At 58.5% G+C, this 22,337-nt stretch carries 21 protein-coding genes and 1 pseudogene; 10 read left to right on the plus strand and 12 right to left on the minus strand.

Features of this window, described 5'->3' with window-relative positions; all coding sequences use genetic code 11:
* Positions 1-15 precede the first annotated feature (15 nt).
* The 5 genes from P2081_RS08825 to P2081_RS08845 all read left to right on the plus strand — a co-directional run bounded on the left by P2081_RS08825 (position 16) and on the right by P2081_RS08845 (position 5,368).
* The gene (locus P2081_RS08825; protein WP_278922508.1) at positions 16-1,362 is read left to right on the plus strand and encodes a substrate-binding protein; all 1,347 of its coding nucleotides are present in this window, start codon (positions 16-18) and stop codon (positions 1,360-1,362) included.
* A 176-nt stretch (positions 1,363-1,538) separates the two neighbouring features.
* Positions 1,539-2,561 carry a branched-chain amino acid ABC transporter permease gene (locus P2081_RS08830; protein WP_278922509.1) on the plus strand — a complete coding sequence of 341 codons (1,023 nt, stop codon included), beginning with the start codon at positions 1,539-1,541 and terminating at the stop codon, positions 2,559-2,561.
* A gap of 4 nt (positions 2,562-2,565) precedes the next feature.
* Positions 2,566-3,768 carry a branched-chain amino acid ABC transporter permease gene (locus P2081_RS08835; RefSeq protein ID WP_278922510.1) on the plus strand — a complete coding sequence of 401 codons (1,203 nt, stop codon included), beginning with the start codon at positions 2,566-2,568 and terminating at the stop codon, positions 3,766-3,768.
* 12 nt (positions 3,769-3,780) lie between these two features.
* On the plus strand, positions 3,781-4,536 hold the full coding sequence (locus P2081_RS08840) for an ABC transporter ATP-binding protein (RefSeq protein WP_278922511.1): 756 nt from the start codon (positions 3,781-3,783) through the stop codon (positions 4,534-4,536).
* A 76-nt stretch (positions 4,537-4,612) separates the two neighbouring features.
* On the plus strand, positions 4,613-5,368 hold the full coding sequence (locus P2081_RS08845) for an ABC transporter ATP-binding protein (protein ID WP_278922512.1): 756 nt from the start codon (positions 4,613-4,615) through the stop codon (positions 5,366-5,368).
* A gap of 74 nt (positions 5,369-5,442) precedes the next feature.
* On the opposite strand, the gene P2081_RS08850 is transcribed toward P2081_RS08845, so the two are convergent.
* Positions 5,443-6,948, minus strand: a complete 1,506-nt coding sequence (locus tag P2081_RS08850) for a class I adenylate-forming enzyme family protein (protein WP_278922513.1) — start codon at positions 6,946-6,948, stop codon at positions 5,443-5,445.
* Positions 6,949-7,083: 135 nt separating this feature from the next.
* Between P2081_RS08850 and P2081_RS08855 the strand changes: the two genes are divergently transcribed.
* From P2081_RS08855 to aat, 4 genes are all read left to right on the plus strand, one after another.
* Positions 7,084-7,623, plus strand: coding sequence for a PAS and helix-turn-helix domain-containing protein (locus tag P2081_RS08855; protein WP_278922514.1), 540 nt, complete (start codon positions 7,084-7,086; stop codon positions 7,621-7,623).
* Positions 7,624-7,793: 170 nt separating this feature from the next.
* Positions 7,794-8,288, plus strand: a complete 495-nt coding sequence (accB, locus tag P2081_RS08860; protein ID WP_278922515.1) for an acetyl-CoA carboxylase biotin carboxyl carrier protein — start codon at positions 7,794-7,796, stop codon at positions 8,286-8,288.
* A 9-nt stretch (positions 8,289-8,297) separates the two neighbouring features.
* Positions 8,298-9,647 carry an acetyl-CoA carboxylase biotin carboxylase subunit gene (gene accC / locus P2081_RS08865; RefSeq protein ID WP_278922516.1) on the plus strand — a complete coding sequence of 450 codons (1,350 nt, stop codon included), beginning with the start codon at positions 8,298-8,300 and terminating at the stop codon, positions 9,645-9,647.
* Between the two features lie 99 nt (positions 9,648-9,746).
* Entirely contained in the window at positions 9,747-10,379 is a 633-nt protein-coding gene (gene aat, locus P2081_RS08870) for a leucyl/phenylalanyl-tRNA--protein transferase (protein ID WP_278922517.1), read from the plus strand.
* Here aat and P2081_RS08875 read toward each other — a convergent pair.
* The 7 genes and pseudogenes from P2081_RS08875 to P2081_RS08905 all read right to left on the minus strand — a co-directional run bounded on the left by P2081_RS08875 (position 10,343) and on the right by P2081_RS08905 (position 14,843).
* A complete protein-coding gene (locus P2081_RS08875) occupies positions 10,343-10,681 on the minus strand; it encodes a DUF2155 domain-containing protein (RefSeq protein ID WP_278922674.1) in 339 nt (112 codons plus the stop codon). The two genes, aat and P2081_RS08875, sit on opposite strands and share 37 nt — an antisense overlap.
* Before the next feature lie 47 nt (positions 10,682-10,728).
* Complete coding sequence (gene mlaD / locus P2081_RS08880) at positions 10,729-11,181, minus strand: outer membrane lipid asymmetry maintenance protein MlaD (protein WP_278922518.1); 453 nt, start codon at positions 11,179-11,181, stop codon at positions 10,729-10,731.
* A gap of 112 nt (positions 11,182-11,293) precedes the next feature.
* Positions 11,294-11,680, minus strand: coding sequence for an NADH:ubiquinone oxidoreductase subunit NDUFA12 (locus P2081_RS08885; RefSeq protein WP_278922519.1), 387 nt, complete (start codon positions 11,678-11,680; stop codon positions 11,294-11,296).
* A gap of 113 nt (positions 11,681-11,793) precedes the next feature.
* The gene (locus tag P2081_RS08890; RefSeq protein ID WP_313790337.1) at positions 11,794-12,246 is read right to left on the minus strand and encodes a glyoxalase superfamily protein; all 453 of its coding nucleotides are present in this window, start codon (positions 12,244-12,246) and stop codon (positions 11,794-11,796) included.
* Positions 12,229-12,588: pseudogene (locus P2081_RS08895) on the minus strand (RidA family protein); the annotation flags it as partial. The pseudogene P2081_RS08895 and the gene P2081_RS08890, both read right to left, overlap by 18 nt.
* A gap of 203 nt (positions 12,589-12,791) precedes the next feature.
* Entirely contained in the window at positions 12,792-14,066 is a 1,275-nt protein-coding gene (clpX, locus tag P2081_RS08900) for an ATP-dependent Clp protease ATP-binding subunit ClpX (protein WP_278922520.1), read from the minus strand.
* A gap of 144 nt (positions 14,067-14,210) precedes the next feature.
* Positions 14,211-14,843 carry an ATP-dependent Clp protease proteolytic subunit gene (locus tag P2081_RS08905; protein WP_232402097.1) on the minus strand — a complete coding sequence of 211 codons (633 nt, stop codon included), beginning with the start codon at positions 14,841-14,843 and terminating at the stop codon, positions 14,211-14,213.
* A 345-nt stretch (positions 14,844-15,188) separates the two neighbouring features.
* Between P2081_RS08905 and P2081_RS08910 the strand changes: the two genes are divergently transcribed.
* Positions 15,189-16,196, plus strand: coding sequence for a GlxA family transcriptional regulator (locus P2081_RS08910; RefSeq protein ID WP_278922521.1), 1,008 nt, complete (start codon positions 15,189-15,191; stop codon positions 16,194-16,196).
* A 149-nt stretch (positions 16,197-16,345) separates the two neighbouring features.
* On the opposite strand, the gene P2081_RS08915 is transcribed toward P2081_RS08910, so the two are convergent.
* The 4 genes from P2081_RS08915 to soxB form a co-directional block, all read right to left on the minus strand.
* The gene (locus tag P2081_RS08915; protein WP_278922522.1) at positions 16,346-17,980 is read right to left on the minus strand and encodes a class I SAM-dependent methyltransferase; all 1,635 of its coding nucleotides are present in this window, start codon (positions 17,978-17,980) and stop codon (positions 16,346-16,348) included.
* A 209-nt stretch (positions 17,981-18,189) separates the two neighbouring features.
* Complete coding sequence (locus tag P2081_RS08920; protein ID WP_278922523.1) at positions 18,190-19,248, minus strand: c-type cytochrome; 1,059 nt, start codon at positions 19,246-19,248, stop codon at positions 18,190-18,192.
* Positions 19,232-20,518, minus strand: coding sequence for a sulfite dehydrogenase (soxC, locus tag P2081_RS08925; protein ID WP_278922524.1), 1,287 nt, complete (start codon positions 20,516-20,518; stop codon positions 19,232-19,234). Before soxC ends, P2081_RS08920 begins: the two co-directional genes overlap by 17 nt.
* A gap of 116 nt (positions 20,519-20,634) precedes the next feature.
* The gene (soxB, locus tag P2081_RS08930; RefSeq protein WP_278922525.1) at positions 20,635-22,332 is read right to left on the minus strand and encodes a thiosulfohydrolase SoxB; all 1,698 of its coding nucleotides are present in this window, start codon (positions 22,330-22,332) and stop codon (positions 20,635-20,637) included.
* Positions 22,333-22,337: the final 5 nt, after the last annotated feature.

Below are 22,337 nucleotides of genomic sequence, written 5' to 3' on the forward strand. Positions count from 1 at the left end.
ATAAGGGAGGATTAAATGTCCAAGTCAGATTTCTCGCGTCGCGGAGTCCTGAAGACAGGTGCTCTTGCTGGCACTGGCCTTGCGCTTCCAACAATTTTCACTGCGTCTTCCGCAGCTGCTTTCACGAATGACCCAACCGGAAGTTCGGTAACCCTGGGCTTCAACGTTCCACAGACCGGCCCCTATGCGGATGAGGGCGCGGATGAGCTGCGTGCCTATCGGCTGGCGGTTGAACATCTGAATGGCGGCGGCGACGGCGGCATGATGAACACCTTCTCGTCCAAAGAATTGCAGGGCAATGGCATCCTGGGCAAGGAAGTCAAATTCGTCACTGGCGACACGCAGACAAAATCTGATGCGGCACGCGCCTCGGCCAAGTCGATGATCGAAAAAGACGGCGCCGTGATGATCACCGGTGGCTCGTCCTCCGGGGTGGCAATCGCCGTTCAGGGCCTGTGCCAGGAAGCTGGCGTTATCTTCATGGCCGGTCTGACACATTCCAACGACACCACCGGTAAAGACAAGAAAGCCAATGGTTTCCGTCACTTCTTTAACGGTTACATGTCGGCAGCGGCGCTGGCGCCTGTGCTGAAGAACCTCTATGGCACCGACCGCAACGCCTATCACCTGACCGCAGACTACACCTGGGGCTGGACCCAGGAAGAAAGCATCGCGGCGGCAACCGAAGCCCTGGGCTGGAACACGGTCGAAAAGGTGCGTACGCCACTGGCTGCCACCGACTTCTCGTCCTATATCGCCCCAGTGCTGAACTCTGGTGCAGACGTGCTGGTTCTGAACCACTACGGCGGCAACATGGTGAACTCGCTGACCAACGCGGTTCAGTTTGGCCTGCGTGAGAAGGTTGTGAATGGCAAGAACTTCGAAATCGTTGTTCCGCTCTATTCGCGTCTAATGGCCAAAGGTGCCGGAGCCAACGTTAAAGGCATCCACGGCTCCACCAACTGGCACTGGTCGCTGCAGGACGAAGGCAGCCAGGCCTTTGTGCGCTCCTTCGGCACCAAATACGGCTTCCCACCCAGCCAGGCGGCACACACTGTTTATTGCCAGACCATGCTCTATGCAGATGCGGTTTCGCGCGCGGGTTCGTTCAACCCCTGCGCTGTTGTCGAAGCCCTGGAAGGCTTTGAATTCGACGGCCTGGGCAACGGCAAGACGCTTTATCGGGCCGAAGACCACCAGTGCTTCAAAGACGTTCTGGTTGTACGTGGTAAAGAAAACCCCACGTCCGAGTTTGACCTTCTTGAAGTGGTTGAAGTCACACCTGCAGCACAGGTTACCTATCCTGCGGATCACCCGATGTTCGCGGGCGGTGCATTGGGCAGCTGTAACCCGGGCGCCTAATTCAGGTAGTCATAGCCGGGCGCTTGCTTTAGCGCCCGGCGCATTATCTTCATTCTGACATCCCGGTTTCACCTGGCGCGGCTATTGCCGTGTGGGCGTGCCGTTAAGACGGGGCATGAGGCCTCGCAGGGTCGGAATCCACCACTTCCACATCGAAGAACCCAAGGGTGGGGACTATGGACGCAATCCTATTGCAAATTTTAAACGGGCTGGACAAAGGCTCTGCCTATGCGCTGATCGCGCTAGGCCTGACACTCATTTTTGGCACGCTGGGCGTGGTGAACTTTGCGCATGGCGCCCTGTTCATGATTGGTGCCTTCTGCGCCGTCACCGTGCAGCGCCTTCTTAGCCTCAGCTACGAGATGGTCGACGAAAGCCAGAAAGACTTTCTCGGCAACCCGCTGAAGGTAAAAACACCCTATGTGGAGAGTTGGTTCGGCCCCGAAATTGGCGGCACGATAATAGACTGGGCGGTGCCCATCGCCATTCTCTTTGCGATCCCGATCATGGTCTTAATCGGTTTTGTCATGGAACGCGGGCTGATCAAGCATTTTTACAAGCGCGAACATGCAGATCAGATCCTGGTGACCTTTGGCCTGGCCATCGTGCTGCAAGAGGTGATCAAATATTTCTACGGTGCCAATCCAATCCAGACACCTTCCCCTGAAGCGCTGAGCGGCGTTGCCAATGTGGGCGCATTGCTGGGCATGGATATCGTCTACCCAGTCTGGCGCATCGTCTATTTCTTCTTTTCGGTTGCTGTTATCGGCGCGATCTTTTCCTTCCTGCAGTTCACCACCTTTGGGATGGTTGTGCGGGCAGGCATGGCTGATCGCGAAACTGTTGGCCTGTTGGGGATCAATATTGATCGCCGCTTTACCATCATGTTTGGGATTGCGGCCGCCGTCGCCGGCCTTGCCGGGGTGATGTACACCCCGATCAATTCGCCCAACTACCACATGGGCATGGATTTTCTGGTGCTCAGCTTTGTGGTGGTTGTTGTTGGCGGCATGGGCTCTCTGCCCGGCGCCGTGCTGGCCGGTTTCCTGCTCGGCATTCTGGAAAGCTTTGCCTCGATGAATGAAATCAAATCCATCCTGCCCGGTATCGACCAGATCATCATCTATGTGGTCGCGATCATAATCTTGCTCACCCGTCCGCGGGGTCTGATGGGCCGCAAAGGTGTGATGGAGGAATAAGCACATGTTCGGACTTGATAATAAAGATACTCGGATGCTGATCATCGTCGCTGTACTGACGCTTTTTGCACCCTTCATCCTCAATCCATTCCCCACGGGCAGCGCCATGGCGCAGTTCAATGCGGGCTACCCGGATCTGATGCAACGCTTTGTGATCTTTGGCATCTTTGCCATCGGTTTCAATATTCTCTTTGGCCTCACCGGTTATCTCTCCTTTGGTCACGCGGCCTTTCTGGGGGTCGGCTCCTACTCTGCCGTTTGGATGTTCAAACTGCTGAGCATGAACGTGGTGCCTGCCATCCTGCTGTCGGTAGCAATTTCGGGGCTGTTTGCGCTGCTCATTGGCTTTGTCTCGCTGCGGCGCTCGGGCATCTACTTCTCGATCCTGACGCTGGCCTTTGCACAGATGTCCTTTAACCTGGCCTATTCGGTTCTGACCCCCATCACCAATGGTGAAACCGGTCTGCAACTGACGCTGGATGATCCCCGTATCCTGGGTGTTTCGGCCACCGCTGACGGATCAATTCCGGTAACCAGCCTGTTTGGTCTGGAAATGCGTTCAACCTTTGAAATGGTTGTTGGCCCCTGGGCCTTCCAGTTCAACGTCGGATACTACCTCTGTGCCTTGGTTCTGCTGGCGGCCTTCTATCTATCGATCCGCATCTTCCGCTCGCCCTTTGGCATGATGCTGCGGGCTGTGAAGTCCAACCAGCAGCGGATGAACTACACCGGTCTCAACACCAAACCCTACACCCTTGCCGCCTTTGTGATCTCTGGCATGTATGCGGGTCTGGCCGGTGGTCTGATGGCCTCGATGGATCCGCTGGCTGGTGCGGAGCGCATGCAGTGGACCGCCTCGGGCGAGGTTGTTCTGATGACCATCCTCGGCGGTGCGGGCACATTGATCGGCCCGGTTCTGGGCGCTGGTTTCATCAAATACTTTGAGAATATCTTCTCAAAGATCAATGACACCGTGTTGCACAACTGGTTCGCCTTTATGCCCGACGGGCTGGAAGATTTTGTCGTCTTCATCGTGCATCCTTTCATCGGCAAAGGCTGGCATCTGACTCTGGGTATCATGTTCATGCTGGTTGTGGTCTTCCTCCCAGGTGGCCTGGTCGAAGGTGGTCAACGCATTGGCAAATGGGTGAAGGGTCGCAAGAACAAGGACGACTCCACCTCTGCCACAAAAACCCCTGCGGAATAAGGAGACGGATTGATGGGTATTCTTGAAGTCAAAAACGTAGGCAAACGCTTTGGTGGCCTGCAGGCGCTGGGGGATGTGAATCTCAGCGTCAAGGAAAACACCGTCCACGCCATTATCGGACCAAATGGCGCGGGCAAATCCACCCTGCTGAACTGTCTTGTGGGTAAGCTTATTCCTGATACCGGGTCGGTCATGTTTGATGGCCAGTCGGTGCTGGGGCGCAAACCCTTTGAGATCAACCAGATGGGCATCAGCCGCGTGTTTCAAACACCTGAAATATTTGGGGATCTTTCGGTTCTGGAAAACATGATGATCCCCTGCTTTGCCAAACGGGATGGTGCGTTTTCTCTCAATGCCATCTCTTCGGTGCCCGCGCAGAAAGACGTGCTGGAAAAAGCCGAGGCAATGCTGGAGGAAATGAACATGGCGGACAAGCGGCACATGCATTCTGCCTCTCTGTCGCGGGGGGACAAACGGCGCCTTGAGATTGGCATGTGCCTGTCACAAGAGCCACGTCTGCTCTTGTTGGATGAACCCACCGCCGGGATGGCGCGGGCGGATACCAACAACACCATTGATCTGTTGAAAGAGATCAAGGAACAGCGCGACATCACCATCGCCATCATCGAACACGACATGCATGTGGTGTTCTCTCTTGCGGATCGGATCACCGTTCTGGCCCAGGGCACCCCCCTGGTCGAGGATGATCCGCAAAACATCCGTGGCAACCCCAAGGTACGCGAAGCCTATCTCGGCGAGTCGGCATAAGAACGGACACTCCCTGCCCGTCCTGACAGGACATCACGCCAGTCAGGATGGGTCAGAGTAAGAAAGGACAAGACAGATGAACGTCAAACCCGACTTTTCCAAGAACGCCAATGCGGCAACCACCGCTCCGGCCTTTCTGTCGGTCTGGGATATGCATGCCTACTACGGCGAAAGCTATATCGTGCAGGGCATCAACTTTAACGTCCATGAGGGCGAGATCCTGGCACTGTTGGGCCGCAATGGTGCTGGCAAGACCTCTACCCTGCGCTCCATCGCGCGTACCGGATCGCCCATGGTGACCCAGGGGGAAATCTGGCTGGATCACCAGCCGCTGCACCTGATGGAAAGCCATGAAGCCGCCGCAGCCGGTCTGGGCCTGGTGCCGGAAGATCGCCGCATCATTGCCGGCCTCACGGTTGAGGAAAACCTGCAGCTGGCGCAGATCGCCCCGCCCATTGGCTGGTCGATTGACCGGCTCTATGATCTGTTCCCGCGCCTGGGCGAACGACGCAAGCAAGAGGGCATCACCCTATCGGGCGGCGAACAGCAGATGCTGGCAATTGCCCGTGCCTTGGCCCGTGACATCAAGGTGCTGCTGCTGGATGAACCCTATGAAGGCCTGGCCCCGGTAATCGTGGATGAGATCGAAAAGACCCTTATGCACGTCAAGGAACAGGGCATGACCACCATTCTGGTGGAACAAAACGCCGTACGCGCGCTGGAGCTGGCAGACCGGGCCGTGATTCTCGACACTGGTGGCATTGTCTTTGATGGCACCGCCGCCGAAGTTCTGGAAAATGCCGACCTGCGATCCGAATACCTGGCGATCTAAGGTCTCTGCCACGATCAGCAACAATAGGCCGGCCCCCACTTCGGGGTCGGCCTTTTTCATGACACGCGCGGGCGTTAGGCTTGGTGCAGTTGCTGGCGCAGCTCTGTCTTTAGTACCTTGCCATAGTTGTTCTTGGGCAGCTCAGCGACAAAGATATAGGCCTTGGGGCATTTGAACCGGGCAATCTGGTCGCGGCACAGGGCATCCAGCTCGGCCTCGCCAACCTGACCGACCACAAAGGCCACCACCTCTTCCCCCCAATCCGCATGCGACCGCCCGACAACCGAGACCTCCTGCACCTGCGGATGGGCCAGCAGCGCCTCTTCGACCTCGCGCGGGTAGACATTGGACCCGCCGGAAATGATCAGATCCTTCGATCGGTCCTGTAGGGTCAAATAACCTGCTGCGTCCAGAACCCCCATATCGCCGGTCATCAGCCAGCCGTCCTTCAGGGTTTCGGCGCTGGCGGCGGGGTTGTTCCAATAGCCCGGCATCACCGCATCGCCGCGCACCATGATTTCCCCCAGCGTGCCACAGGGCAAGGGAGTGCCATCCGCCGTGCCGATGCGCAGCTCCACCCCGCTTTGCGCCCGCCCCACTCCGGCCAGACGTCCCTTCCAGTTGGGGTGGCCGCGATCGCCTACCTCTTGCCGGGTCAACACCGTGATCCCCATCGGGCATTCCCCCTGACCGTAGATCTGGATGAAGATCGGGCCAAAATGCGCCTCGGCCTCGATGATATCCGCCAGATACATTGGCCCACCTGCGTAAATCACACTGCGCAGGCCTGCGCCCGACCGGCCCTGCGCCTTGGCCACGGCGGTCATCCGCGTCACCATTGTGGGGGCGGCAAACATCTGCACCCGGCCAAAATGTTCGGCCAGATCAAAGATCTCCATCTCGTCAAACCCGCCCGAGGCCGGGCAGACATGCGCCGCACCGACACGCACATGCAGCATATTGTAGAGCCCGGCCCCGTGGCTCATCGGGGCCGCATAGAGGATTTGATCCGCGCTGCTGGCCGCATCGACATCGGCAAAATAACCCAGCGACACGATGGTCAACATACGGTGGGTGATTTGCACCCCCTTGGGCCGCCCAGTGGTGCCAGAGGTGTAAAACAGCCAGGCCAGATCCTGCGGATCGCGTGTCGCCGGTGCCTGCACGGGGTCATGGGCCAGGGCGTCCGCATAGGCGGCATCCGTGACCGACACCCGAGGTGTATCGCCATCACAGCGCGCCAGGGCCTGGTCCTGACCGGGCGAGGTGAAAACCAGCTTGGCACCAGAATCCTGCAGGATGAACTGCGCCTCGCGCCCGTGCAGTTTGGCATTGATCGGCACTGCAGCCGCGCCGGCATACCAGATACCATAGAGCGTGATCAAATAATCCGGACAATTCGTCATGAACAGGGCCACCCGGTCGCCGGGGGCCACCCCCTGCCGACAGAGCCACCCCGCCACTGCGGCTGCCTTTTGATGAAAGCTGGCATAGTCTTCCACCAGATCCTGACCCAGAAAAATAGCTGGACGCGCTGCATCTGCTTGCGCCTGCCGTTGCAGCCATTGCGCGATATTCATCGCCTCATCTCCCCTTGAATACACGGCCCTGCCCACTCCCTCCCCGGAGCGTTGCGACAATGAGCCTGTCAAAAACAGCCTCTCATGGCGCAGCTTTCCCTTCAATTCCGCAGAAATACCCGGTTAATAGGGAATATGAGCGATATAGCCTTTGACCATGCCCCTGTGGGTCTCGCCGTTTTGGAAAACCGGGTGATCATCCGGTGCAACCAGCAATTTGCTGCCACCTTTGGCGGTGGCCCTGCTCAGTACAGCGACCTGCTGATTGCCGAACTCTATCCCAGCCAGGAAGATTACCAGCGCATCGGCGCGCTGTTGCAGCAGGATGAAGGCGCAAAAAGCGGCCTTTATAATGACGAACGCATCATGCGCAGGCGCTCGGGTGAATTGTTCTGGTGCCGGGTGCGGGGGCGATCCATTACGCCTGATGATCCCTTTCGGACCGGCATCTGGTCCTTTGCTGATATTTCCGAAGACCGACCTGTTGTCAGCCTGACGCCGCGCGAACGCGAAGTGGCGATCCTGACCTGCAAGGGGCTGTCGGCCAAGGAGATCGGCCAAAAGCTGGGCCTGTCCTACCGCACCATTGAAACCCACCGCGCCCATTTGTTGCAGAAGTTCGGTGCCCGCAAGCTGCCGGAATTGGTGGCGAAGCTAAGCGGGATGCCCCTGTAGAGACAAATGTCTGACGCTAATTTGAGCGCAGAGATTGCGAATCCTGCCAATCCTGCCCATTTTATGTGCCAGATCGACAGCGCTTTCCTTGTGGTAAAGCTTACCCTATAAGCGCATCTAATTTGCTGGCTGCCTATGTGGCAGACCTGTCAGAACCGGCTGAGGACAAAATGACAAATAAAACTCATGAAGCGGATGTGGCATTCATCAAGGCACTGGCCGAATTGCTGCGCGACAATGATCTGACCGAGCTAGAGGTCAAGCGCGACTATAGCGAAGACGACAGCCTGAATGTCCGCGTCGCACGCCAGACCATCGCGGCCGCCGCCGCGCCCGTGCAGGCCAGCGTTCCTATCGCAGCTGCCGCCGCCCCTGCCGCCGCGGCCCCCGCTGCCGCAGCAGCCGCCCCTGCCGATGACCCGGCCAGCCACCCCGGTGCGGTCACATCGCCCATGGTTGGCACCGTCTACCTGCAGGCCGAACCCGGCGCCCCCGCCTTCATCACTGTTGGCAAACAGGTCAACGAAGGCGATACTCTGCTCATCGTCGAAGCGATGAAAACCATGAACCATATTCCGGCGCCAAAATCCGGTACGGTCAAGCGCATCCTGGTTGAAGACGGGGCCGCCGTCGAATTCGGATCTCCGCTGGCCATCATCGAGTAAGGGCAGCCCATGTTTGACAAGATCCTGATTGCCAACCGCGGAGAGATTGCGCTGCGCGTGATCCGGGCCTGCCGCGAGATGGGCATCAAATCGGTTGCGGTGCATTCCACCGCCGATGCCGATGCCATGCATGTGCGCATGGCCGATGAATCCGTCTGCATTGGCCCGCCCTCGGGCGCGCAAAGCTACCTATCAATTCCGGCGATCATTTCGGCCTGCGAAATCACTGGCGCCCAGGCGGTGCACCCCGGCTACGGCTTTTTGTCGGAAAACGCCAATTTTGTGCAGATCATCGAAGACCACGGGCTGACCTTTATCGGCCCCTCGGCTGCCGATATCCGCACCATGGGCGATAAGATCACCGCCAAAGAGACCGCCAAGGCGCTGGGGATCCCGGTTGTGCCCGGCTCTGAGGGTGGTGTTCCAGATGTCGAAAGCGCCCGCAAGGCCGCCGCCGACATGGGATACCCCGTGATCATCAAGGCGACCGCCGGTGGCGGTGGGCGCGGCATGAAGGTGGCCACCTCTGCTGCCGATATCGATGTCGCCTTCTCCACCGCCCGCTCTGAGGCAAAGGCGGCTTTCGGCAATGACGAAGTCTATATGGAGAAATACCTCCAGAATCCGCGTCACATCGAAGTGCAGGTCTTTGGCGATGGCAAGGGCAATGGGGTGCATCTGGCCGAACGAGACTGTTCGCTGCAGCGGCGCCACCAGAAAGTGTTTGAAGAGGCCCCCGGCCCCTGCATCACCGCCGAAGAACGCGCCCGCATCGGCAAGATCTGCGCCGACGCCGTCGCCGCCATGAGCTACTCTGGCGCCGGGACCGTTGAATTTCTCTATGAAGCGGGCGAATTCTTCTTCATCGAAATGAACACCCGCCTGCAGGTTGAACATCCGGTGACCGAAGCCATCTTTGGCGTCGATCTGGTGCGCGAACAGATCCGCGTTGCTGCCGGGCTGCCACTGTCCTTCACCCAGGATGATCTGCAGATCAACGGCCATGCCATCGAGGTGCGCATCAACGCCGAAAAGCTGCCGAACTTCTCGCCATGCCCCGGCAAGATCACCGCCTACCACGCCCCCGGCGGGCTGGGTGTGCGGATGGATTCGGCGCTCTATGATGGCTATTCGATCCCGCCCTATTACGACAGCCTGATTGGCAAGCTGATCGTGCATGGCCGCGACCGTCCCGAAGCCCTGGCGCGCCTCAGCCGTGCCCTGGGCGAGCTGATCGTTGATGGCATCGACACCACCGTGCCGCTGTTCCACGCGCTGCTGGCCGAACCAGACGTCCAGTCTGGCGACTATGGCATCCATTGGCTGGAACGCTGGCTGGAAGAAAACCTCGGGGCCTGACCCCGATCAGACTTGGGGCGTGGCACAAGGCTGCGCCCCAATGGCCTTGCTACCGGCACTGTGCCCATACTCTCCTCAGACCTTCAGGCGGTTCGCCAGATGAGCCTCACCCCCGATCTCTTGCTGCATGCCTATTCCATTGGGGTCTTTCCAATGGCCGAGCACCGCGAAGATGAAGAGATCTTTTGGGTGGACCCCAAACGCCGGGGCATCTTTCCAATCGAAGGCTTTCATATCTCACGCTCACTGGCCAAAACCATCCGGCGCGGCGGGTTTGAGATCACGATCAATCGTGCCTTTGGCGCTGTGGTGGCGGCCTGCGCAGACCGGCAAGAAACCTGGATCAACGACGAAATCTACGCCCGCTACCTGGATCTGCATGCCATGAGCAATGCCCATTCGCTAGAGGTCTGGCAGCAGGACCAGCTAATTGGTGGCCTTTACGGCGTCTCGCTGGGGGGCGGTTTCTTTGGCGAAAGCATGTTTTCGCAGCAGCGGGACGCATCCAAGATTGCCCTGGCCTATCTGATGGATCGCTTGCGCCAGGCTGGCTTTGTGCTCTGTGATACACAGTTTTTGACGCCGCATCTGGCCTCTCTGGGGGCGATAGAAATCTCTCGTGCGACCTATAAGGCCCGTCTGGCACAGGCCATTGCGCGGCAGGTTGATTTCACCGCGCCGGAAATTCCCTCGCCTCAGCTGCTCTTGCAGCGAATGACCCAGACGTCATAGCGTGCATGATCCAGCGCTGACAGCGCCGGGCTAGAGGCAATCATCCACCCATCAAAGAACACCTCGCCATTCTGCGGATCACGAATGGTCACATAGGCAAAGGCATCGCCTGTAGGGTTTGTTACCGGATAGCGGCACTCCGTCAGGGTGACGATCAGGCCAAAGACCTCGGCGCTGCCGCCGGTGGGGATATCCACGTCGACATTTCGACCGTTGACCTTATCCAGCCCACGCAAAACCGCAGAAACACCGCGTTGGGCCTGTTCTTCCTGTGCCACAGCAGGCAAGGCGGCAAGGCCCAGAACACAGGCTGCTGCCAGCTGGCGCAATCGACCTATTCGCCCGAAGTTCACGAATCATCCCCACTGCCAGAGACAAATTTGACCAGCAGTGAAATCAGGCTGACCGCACCCTGGGTATCAAGCACCTCATCGCCCGGTTCAAAATTGTACGGCGATCCCCCCGGCATAATCTCTACAAAATTCCCGCCCAACAGACCTTCGGAGGAAATGATCACCGAACTGTCGTCGGGCACCTCAATCCCCTCTAGCACCGAAAAACGGGTATCGGCGCGAAAGGTCTGCGGGTTGAGATCAACGCCCGTCACCGTGCCAATCTTGACACCGGCCAGGCGCACATCCGTGCCGACGCTCACCCCTTCCAAAGAACGGAAAGAAGCCGCCAGCTCATAACCACCCCTTGCAGCGGATAACCCGGCAACCTGCCCGGCGTAGACGGCAAATCCAAGGGCGACGGCCAGAACCACGCCACCGGCCAGAACTTCAGTTGTATTGTGCGACATTGGGGTCTCAGCCTAGATCTTTGGGGGAAATCAAACAAACGGACCAAAGGGCAAAGCGCCGTAAGGCCCTGAAAATACGCAAGGCCCAGAGGGCCCAGGCGCGGACTGCACCTTATTCCGGGGCCCAGGCCTCGTAATCGCTGCGCGGCTTCGGGCTGCCCCCTGCGCGGATCGACCCGGCCGGAGCATAGGCCTGAAGGGTGCCCGTCAGGTTTTCCTGATGCGGCTTTTCCCAGTCCTTGTGAACCAGTGGCTTTTTGCTGGGCAATTCATCAAAGGTGCGGTGTAACCAGCCATGCCAGTCGGCACCAATACGCGAGGCTTCGACCTCGCCATTAAAGATCACCCAACGGCGGCTGTCATCGGCTGTGTGATAAAACACATTGCCCTGATCATCCTCACCCACTTTTACGCCCTTACGCGCGGTAAAGATCTGGGTGTTCAGCGTCTGACCGTTCCACCATGTCACAGCGCGCAAAAGAGTATTCAGGATTCCCATGGATGCCTCCGAAGATTTCCTCAACCGTATGACGTAATTTCCCGCAAAGGTCCAGTGGCTTGCAGCGCACGGGGGCACCCTGGCGGGTTTTGGCATAACTTACCGAGAAGACCTTAAGGTCCGGTATCCTGCACCGTTTGCTCGCAAAAGGTCAGGCGATTGCCAAAGGGATCCGTCAGGGTCATCTGCAGCCCCCAGGGAACCGTCTCGATCTCCGGGTTCAGGTTGGGATAGGTTTTCGCCTGCAATTCAGCATGAAAGGCGCCAAGCCCCAGCATGGGGATAAAACTACGCCCGCCTGGCGCTGCATCCCCGTGATGCTCGCTCAGATGCAGCAGGCAGCCCGAGCGAGAAACCTGTTGATAAAGCGGCAGGTCTGGCGCGTGCCTATGCTCCCAATCGACGCAAAACCCCAGGTAATCCAGGTAGAAATCCTGCGCTTTGCCCCCATCAAAGCAACGAATGATCGGGATCGCCGGATGCAGCGCAACGGGCTCATCCGTGGCCGCAATCCGAGCCGCAACTCGATCTCCGGCAACAACAGAACGCGGTGCCAGCGCAGTCACTTCGATCTCGATGCGGTATTTAGGATCAATCAGCCCCGTCTCAATCATGGTGGCGGCGGGCGGGTTGGCGCCAAATGTTTCCGCCAGCAGCGGCCAGCAGGGCGCAAACTCGCTGGCGTCTGGCAGATAGTAGTTCACCCGCACCACATCCGCAAAAGAGCCCCCCACCTCCGCAAGGGCCTTACCGATGATGTCCAGTGCTGACTGACACTGGCTCAGCACATCCTCGCCCTGGCCAACGGTGCCTGCAACATGCACAAAACCGCCCGCCACCACAGCCCGGCAATAGCCGACCTTGGCCTCAAATTCTCCACCTGATGAAATACGTCTGATCCTAGCCATTCCCTGTTCCTTTCATTTGGCCCAATACATCCTGGGGGGAGCGCCCAACGGGCGCGATGGGGCAAAGCCCCCGAGGCCGCAACTCCCGTAGGCTAAGGCCCCATTCACCTGTATACCCCCCCTAGCCAATAGAAAACGGCCAATGTCATCAAGACATTGGCCGTTCAAAACAGATCACGGTTCAGCTTCCCAGGATCACAGGATCAGCTCGCTGACGCGGGCTCTTTTTCTGCTTCTGCATCGGTGTAGATCATCAAGGGCTGGGCATCGGATATGACCGCCTCTTCGTTGACCACAACCTTGGTGACGCTTTCCATGCCGGGCAGCTCAAACATGGTTTCCAGCAGCAGATCCTCAAGAATAGAGCGCAGGCCACGGGCACCGGTTTTACGCTCAATCGCGCGCTTGGCGATAGCGCTTAGCGCCTCTTCGGTAAAGTCCAGCTCGGTGTCTTCCAGCTCAAACAGGCGCTGATACTGTTTTACCAGCGCGTTCTTTGGCTTGGTCAGGATGGTCACCAGGGCATCTTCGTCCAGATCCTCCAGTGTTGCCAGAACCGGCAGACGACCAACAAATTCAGGGATCAGACCAAATTTCAGCAGATCTTCAGGCTCCAGATCCTGGAAGATTTCGCCAACGCCGCGGTCGTCATTGTTGCGCACATCGGCGCCAAAACCCATGGCGGACCCCTTGCCGCGCTGCGCGATGATTCGATCCAAACCAGCAAAAGCGCCGCCGCAGATGAACAGGATATTGGTGGTGTCGACCTGCAGGAATTCCTGCTGTGGGTGCTTGCGCCCGCCCTGCGGTGGCACGCTCGCAACGGTGCCTTCCATCAGTTTCAGCAGCGCCTGCTGCACCCCCTCGCCCGAAACATCGCGGGTGATAGACGGGTTTTCCGACTTGCGGGTGATCTTGTCGACTTCATCAATATAGACGATGCCACGCTGGGCGCGTTCAACATTGTATTCAGAGGCCTGCAATAGCTTGAGGATGATGTTTTCAACATCTTCACCGACATAGCCTGCCTCTGTCAGGGTGGTGGCATCGGCCATGGTAAAGGGCACATCCAGGATGCGCGCCAAGGTCTGCGCCAGCAAGGTCTTACCGCAGCCGGTGGGGCCGATCAGCAGGATGTTGGACTTGGCCAGCTCGATATCGCTGCCCGCTTTCTGGGCATGGTTCAGCCGTTTGTAATGGTTGTGCACCGCCACCGAGAGCACCTTTTTCGCCATGGCCTGACCAATCACATAGTCATCCAGAACCTGGCAGATGTCTTTCGGGCTCGGCACACCATCGGTTGCCTTCAACCCAGAGGCCTTGGTTTCCTCCCGGATGATATCCATGCACAGCTCAACGCATTCGTCGCAGATGAACACGGTGGGGCCCGCAATCAGTTTGCGCACCTCATGTTGGCTTTTGCCACAGAAGCTGCAGTAAAGCGTGTTCTTGCTGTCGCCACTCGAATTCGTCGCCATGGTCTACCTTTCAGTCCGCTCGGACAACCGGCGTCGCCGGGCTCTCCGCCTTTTGGCCAGCTTATGACAGCCCATCCGCCGCCACAATGTCAAAATATGTGCCCCGACGAACGCGGGGCACATGTTCGTTCACTCAGGCGAGTCTCAGCTCTCCTCGTCGTCACCTTTGGCGCGATTTTCAACAATCTCGTCGATCAGACCAAAGGCCTTGGCTTCTTCGGGATCCATGAAATTGTCGCGTTCCAGCGCCGCTTCGACCTTCTCCAGCTCCTGGCCGGTGTGCTTGACGTAGATCTCGTTCAGGCGCCGCTTCAACTTCAGCGTTTCTTCGGCGTGAATCATGATATCCGTCGCCTGGCCCTGAAAACCACCAGATGGCTGGTGCACCATGACGCGGGAATTGGGCAGCGAGAAACGCATGCCTTTTTCACCCGCCGTCAGCAGCAACGACCCCATAGAGGCCGCCTGGCCAATCACCAGGGTCGAAACCTTGGGTTTGATGTACTGCATGGTATCATAAATCGACAGGCCCGAGGTCACAACGCCGCCGGGGGAGTTGATATACATCGAGATCTCTTTCGAAGGGTTCTCGGCCTCAAGATGCAGCAGCTGCGCCACGATCAGCGAAGACATGCCGTCATGCACCGGGCCATTCAGAAAGATGATCCGCTCTTTCAGCAGGCGCGAAAAGATATCATAGGCCCGCTCTCCCCGGCTGGTCTGTTCGACCACCATGGGCACGAGGGTATTCATATAAGTTTCTCTTGGATCATTCATGCGAACCTGCCTGCGTTGTGTTATGTCCGGTACCATACCCGACGAGTATTACCTGAGTCTTAGTATTGCCCCCTTGGGGCTGCAAGGGCCGACCTTTGTTTTTACGCAGCTGTCCCCATTGCAACACCCTGCTGCAATGCCTCTGAGGCACCGGCGTCGCAAATCATCGGAGCGCGGTCGTAATCTTAGGGCAGATCCGCAAGAATACACCGTAAACGCAAATCAAGAGAGGCCAGCCCCGGCCCCCGGTGGGATGTCGCATTTGGCCGTCCCTCCACCGGTATTGGCCTGTCTGCCGCCTGAACCCCTTGGGGGTACCTCACGCCTTTGGACCGGGACCATGCCATGACAGATGACAATTTTGTGCAAAAGGGTGCCGCTGCCACCCTGGCCGTGCCCTTTACCGGGGCACCACAAGATTTTTACTTCCTGCTGCTGCCCAAGGCGACGATGCTGGCGGTTGCAGCCGCAATTGAACCTCTGCGTATTGCAAATCAGGTCACCAATTCCAAGCTTTATCGCTGGTTCATCCTGACCGAGGACGGCGCGCCAATCCGCTGTTCAAATGGCATGATGGTCACCCCTGACATGCCCCTGCAACCACTACCTGCGGATGCCTTGGGCTTTGTCTGCGCCGGGGTCGAGCCACAGTCCACTGCGGGTGAGGCGACGCTGAACTGGCTGCGGCGCGAAAGCCGGTTTGGCCGCTCTATCGGCGGCATCTGCACTGGTGCCTTTGCCCTGGCCCAGGCCGGACTGATCCGGGACCAGCCCTTTACCCTGCACTGGGAAAATCAGCCCGGTTTTCAGGAGAGCTATCCAGATCTGCACCCCACGGCGAATACCTTTGAAATAAGTGGTGCGCTGATGACCTGCGGCGGCGGCAATGCGGCCACCGATCTGATGCTCAACCTGATTGAGGCACGCCACGGCAAACAGCTGGCAATCATCGTTGCCGATATGTGCCTGCATGTGCGCTCGGGTGGGCAGGCGGTGCCGCAGAAATCCAACTTTGCCGTGGCCATCGGCAGCCGCAACCAGCGCCTGCTGAATGCGCTACAGTTGATGCAATCCGCCATCGAAGATCCGCTCTCTATTGGCGATCTCTGCGCCCAGCTGGATATCTCTCGGCGCCAATTGGAACGGCTGTTTTCACGCTATCTGAACCAAAGCCCGATGCATGTCTATTTTGACATGCGCCTTGCCCATGCCTTTGCCCTGATGAATGAAACCTCGATGAGCGTGACCGAAATCGCGCTGGCCTCTGGCTTTAACAATTCGACCCATTTTTCACGCCAGTTCAAACGCCGGTTTGGTGCCTCGCCGCATTTCTTCCGCAAAGGTTGGGGTTAGAGGCAGGGCACAGCTGCCACTGTTTGACGGCCACTAGCCATCCCCCTGACCGCAAAACAAAAATCCCCCACAGGCATGGCTGCGGGGGATCAGACTTGGCGTCATGTCGGCGGGTTCCGGGGTCTCGGCAGTGCCCCCAAAGGCCAGGCTCAGGCAACACCGCGAATCTGGCGGGGAAGCTCTGCGGCATCGAGGTCAGCATCTTGTTGCAGGTCCGGGACTGCAAACCCCTCCTGTAGCGGCAAGCACAGCCCAAGAGAGATGCAAAGCGGCAAGCGACGCGCGGCAAAATTGGTCGCCCGCACCTGCAAGACCGCTAGGTTTTCCGCGTCACTCTCTAGCATCCGTCCTTCGTGGCGTACACGTTGCCCCTGCGCCGACAGAATCCCCCAGACCATATCGGCCCATTGGTTGGGATCCGTCTTGCCCTCGCTCAGCGCCAGCAGGAACAGCTGCTCAAAGCGATCAAATTCTACACCGCCACCCGTCACCGGAGAGGCCAGGAAACGCAGGGTATCGCTGTCTTCAGCCCGTTTGCACAGGGCCAGATTGAAGGCCTGGCAGCGCGCCTCGCGCGCGGCGCGCCCTTCCAGTGGCAGACAGGGCGACAAGATGCCAGATCCGACAAGGATGGTCAGAAGCCGGGAAATTTCGCCCCAGGTCATGCGCCCGAATACGCCTTGATCCAACAGGCTGCGTACGGTGGCCGGGCCTGCCACCAGGGCGTCCAGGATGGGCGCATACTGGGCATGATCCAGCGCGATCTCGCCCTGACGCCAGCGAAGCTTGAGCACGCCGCCATTGTAGCGCTGCATCAGGGCAAGCGGGGTTTCGAACCAGGCGCCAATGGCACTGCGTTCGGTGTGCTGGCGTGGCCCCTTTACAAACAGGTCAGACCGGAACTGTTCATTCACCATGACATCGCGCAGGTTTTCCCGCTGTACCGGGTCACTTTCCGCCGCAAGCAGTTCACCCTGCTGCGGCGTCAGTGAAATGTCCGCAACATGGTCCAACACACAGGAAGATCCAACAAAGCTCAGCTTGGCCTGATCCAGATGCGCCGCGAGATCGCCAAAATGGAACGGGGTCCAGTCGGCATTGAACAGCTCATGCGCCAGATACTTGCGCGACATATTCTTGGCACTGCCCAGACGCGAACTGGCCGAAGGATTGATGGTGAAGAACTTGGCGCCCGTCGCTTCCAGCTTGGCGGCAAAGGCCAGCGCCTCATCCACCCGGTCTTCTGTCGGGGAAGAGCTTTGTGCCGCGTGATCCAGCAGCACCCGCCGAAGGGGCATGGCTGCGGCCCAGGCTGCAAGCACGTTATAGCTGATATAGACCATGCCACCTGCAGCCAGACGGCGACCGATAAAATCAACAATAAGATCTTGATTTTCTTTTGAAACCCAGCTCATCACCCCATGCAGCGCAATCACATCGAATTGCTTGGGCAGGGCGGTTTCCTCTTCGAAATCTGCAAAGGAGCGCTCATAAAAATGCACATTATCCAGGCCACCCTCGACCGCCAGCTCACGCGCGCCCGCGATATGCCCAGGCATGAAATCCATCGCGTGGAAATCTATATGCGGATTCGCCGCTGCCAATAGATTCGCGGTAAACCCTTGGCCACAGCCCAATTCACAATAGCTGAGCCGTTTTTGGTTCAGCCCGTGTTTCTGCCCGCGAGAGGTCGCAGACAAAGCCAACATAGCCGGTGTCATCTCGTGAAAAAAATCATGCGTGTAGTCAACATCGGCCACATAGCCAGAAGTCCAATCACTCATACACCACCTCTTGGTCTCGATTTGAATCAATGTTGCGGCCCAAGTTGTCTAAAATCTATGATGATGTGGTTAATAGCGCCGGGTTTGCGGCGCGCATTTATCTTTTCTTTGCTTTGCCCTGCTGGCAGATGCAAAAACGCAGGCTCCAGAGAGTTCCGGAACCTGCGTCACATATCGCCCAAACGGGCCGCCAAAATTGGCCAGGGTGCCTATTCCAGGCTTTTTAGATAGGCAACAATGGCCTCGATATCCGTCTCTTTTCGCAGGCCAGCGAAGGACATCTTTGTCCCCTTCATGTATGCGCGCGGCTTGGCCAGAAAGGCGGCAAGCTCCGCTTCGGTCCAGATCAGGCCGTCTTCGCCGGCAGCGGCCATCACCTTGGAATACCGAAAGCCATCAACCTGCCCTGCCGTGGCCCCGACAATCGCGTTCAACGCGGGGCCTGTACTGTTCTTGGCCCCCTCGCCCACCCGATGGCAGGCTTTGCATTTTTTGAACACCGTGGCACCCTGGGCAACCAATTCCGGATCCAGCAAAAGTGCCGCCTCTTCGACCTGCTCCTCTTGCGCCACCGGGGCCGCTTCAGCGGTTTCTGTGGTGTCAGCACCACTTTCGGTCCCGGCCTCGGAGGCGGCGGTTTCTTCCGGTGTTACATCCAGAACCCGCGCTCGCATGGTGATTTCAACGGTCTCCTTGCAGTCTTGCATGCAGGGCTCGGCGGTCCAGAAATGTTGTTCGCTTGTCAGCCGATCATCGACAAAGAACCCCTCGGCATTTGGCATAGCAACAGAGGTGAAATTCTCTTGTGAGAGGGTGAAATCCTCATCCACCAAATCGTTGGAATACAGAATATAGGCCAGGATTGCATAGACTTCATCCGGCTCCAGCGTCTGCGCCGCGCCAAAGGGCATCGAGCGATTGATATAGTCCCAGCCGGTTGACAGGTAAGGCCAGTATGACCCGACAGTTTTCAGCGGATCCTCGCGGTCCAGAGTGCCACGCCCGCCGGCGAGTTTGGGCCAGTTGCCAACCCCTTCGGCAAAATCACCATGGCACGCGGCGCATTTATCGGCAAAGATCTCTTCGCCGGTCCAGACATCGCCAGACCCCGGCGGCAAGCCAGTCCCGTCCGGCGATACGTCAAGATCCCAGGCGGCGATTTCTTCTGGCAGCGCCACACGCCCCAGACCATAACCTTCCGCCCATAGCGGGCTGCCACAGGTAAGGGCAAACACCCCAGCGGCCAGGTATTTAGGAAACTTCGACATTTTCTGCCTCCCCATCGGCTTTGACCCACCAGGTCTGGATGGCATTATTGTGGTAAATGGAGTTCAGCCCGCGCACCTCGCGCAGCTGCGTCTTGGTCGGCTGCACATAGCCCGAACTGTCGCGCGCACGGGCCTGCAATAGCATTTCAGAGCCATCCCAATGGGTATCCAGATAGAACCGTGTCAACGCCTTGTCGGTGCCCGGTGCCGCCAGACGGGCCGCAGTCCAGCTCTTGCCACCGTCCTTGGACACATCAACACCCGTAATCGCGCCACGCCCGGACCAGGCAAGCCCCGTGATCACCAGCGGACCGGTGCCATGGGTGATCGGTGCTTGCGGGCTGGGGCTGGTGATGACGGATTTTGCATCCATCTCCCATGTCCATTTGCGCGCCGTGCCATCTGCCATTGTATCGGTGTATTTAGAGGTCTCCTCGCGGCTCTCGACCGGGCCATCCGTGACCTCGATCCGGCGCAGCCACTTGATCCACATATTGCCTTCCCAGCCGGGCACGACCAGCCGCACCGGATAGCCATGTTCCTTGCGCAGGGCTTCGCCATTGGCCTTGAAGGCCACCAGAACATCGTCCAGCGCCTTTTCCAGCGGAATGGAGCGCCCATTTGAAGAGGCATCCGCGCCTTCTACATAGACCCATTTGTCCTTGAAATCGCCCGCAGCCGCCAGCCCGGCCTCTTCCAGCAGGGTGCGCAGAGAGACCCCGGAATATTCCATATTATGGATCATGCCATGGGTGAACTGCGCACCGTTCAGCTGCGCCCCCGCCCATTCCATGCCCGAATTTGCGGCGCATTCGCAGAAATACACCCGGTTTTCGCGGGGAAAGCGCTCTAGATCGGCGTAAGAGAACACCAGCGGGCGGTCGACCAGCCCGTTGATCATCAGCCGGTAGTCTTCTTTCGCCAGTTCGATCGCACCGGAATGATGCCGCTCAAAGGCGCAGCCCTGCGGCGTGATGGTGCCGTCAAGGGCATGGATGGGCGTGAAATTGATCGAGGAAATGGTATCAGCCGTCAGCCATTCCACATTGCGCCGCACCACATCCTGTTCAAACCGGATAGGCAACCCGTAGGGGGTGGCATCAACACCATCGCCCAGGCCGCTGGCCCAGTCCTGTACCTCGGTGATCAGCGGATCCACCTGCCCGGCGGCCTGCGCCGCACCCGTGGCTGCGGCACCTGCCCCAGCCGCCGCAGCTCCGGCCAGAAACTGGCGGCGCGAGGGCACAAATTTATCTGCTTTGTCGCTCATTTTCTCTTCTCCTCACATCGATAAATTCGCGTTTTTGAATTTATCAGCGCAAAAAATTTTGGTCAAACGAAGCGCCGCCCGGGCCAGACCCCAGAGCGGCGCCCCAAATGCAGGGGTTAAGCGCCCACCACCTTGACCGTTGTATTCGGGTTCACAGAGACGGTTCCCTGCTTGCGGATATGATCCTCGACCACATCCCAGATCATCGGGCCTTCGGTCCCCTCATTCACGCTGGCCCAGCCGGACACCACATAGGATTTTCCGGCATCGATCATTTCACCGGTTTTCAGCAGAGTCATCTCGCTGATGCGTTCGCCCTGCGGTTTGGTGATGTCGATCCGGTAGCCCATGCCACCAATGCGCACCATGTCACCGCCCTGCTGGTAATAGGGATCGGGGTTAAAGATGTTGTCGGCGACGTCTTCAAGGATCACCTTGATGAATTCCCCGGTCATCTCTGACCGGTAGGCCGCGCCATAGCTCATCGAGGTCACGTTCCAGATGTCTTCGCGGGTGATGTCATCCCCCGGCACCAGCGATGGCCCCCAGCGCACGCCGGGCGACATGGCGATATCGGCTTCGCGTTCGCTAAGCAGGGCGTCGCAGATCAGATCATCCCAGGTGCCGTTGAAATTGCCGCGCCGGTACAACAGGGAATCGGTTCGACCAATCACCTCGGCCAACTGGTCGGCATAGGGTGCGCGCTGCTCGTCGATCAACTGCGAGATCACCGGATCGGGGGCAATCACATCTGCAAAGATCGGGATCAGCTTATGGCGAATGCCCATCATCTGCCCGTCACGCACATCCAGATCAACGCGGGATACAAACTTACCGTTGGAGCCGGACGCAATGATATGGGTCTTGCCGATCAAAACCGGCTCGGGCAGCGCGTCATGGGTGTGACCCGACAGGATGACGTCAATGCCGCTAACAACGCCGGCCATTTTCTTATCCACGTCAAAGCCATTGTGCGACAGCAGAACCACAACATCAGCGCCCGCCGCGCGGACTTCATCAACCATATCCTGCATGTGCTCATCACGGATCCCAAAGGAGTATTCCGGGAACATCCAGCCAGGGTTGGCGATGGGCATATAGGGAAAGGCCTGACCAATGACAGCCACCTTGGCGCCGCCCCGATCAAAAAACTTGTAGGGCTTGAACAGCTCAGCCGGTTCATCCCATTCCGCGTCAAAGATGTTCTGACCAAGCGCCGCAAAAGGCAGGCCCTCGACGATCTCATTCACCCGGTCCGACCCAAGGGTGAATTCCCAGTGGAAAGTCATGGCGTCGGGCTTCAGCGCGTTCATCACATTGACCATATCCTGGCCCGCCGTGTGATGGCAGGTGTAGGAGCCATGCCAGGTATCGCCGCCATCCAGCAGCAGCGCATCGGGGCGATCCGCCCGGATGGCGTTGATCACCGTGGACACCCGGTCCAACCCGCCAACCCGGCCATAGCCCTGCGCCAGCGCCGAGAAATCATCGTGGGTCAGCGCATAGGCCGAGGGGCTGCCATCATTGATGCCATAGGCACGGCGGAAATCGGCACCGGTGATATGGGGCACATGGCCCTTGTTGCCACCCACGCCCAGATTGACCGACGGCTCGCGGAAATAGATCGGTTTCAGCTGCGCATGGATATCAGTGATGTGGATCAGGCTGATATTGCCATAGGTGTCAAACTGCAGCAGCTGGTCCTGTGTCAGGCGCTGCTGCGCGGCCAGACGGCCCCAGTTGCCAAAACCAGAGGCCCCTACCAAGGCGGTGGTGGCCATTGAGACCTGCAAAAAATCACGGCGCGAGATCATGTCTA

It is taken from the genome of Pseudophaeobacter profundi, from assembly GCF_029697505.1.
Taxonomy (GTDB): domain Bacteria; phylum Pseudomonadota; class Alphaproteobacteria; order Rhodobacterales; family Rhodobacteraceae; genus Pseudophaeobacter; species Pseudophaeobacter profundi.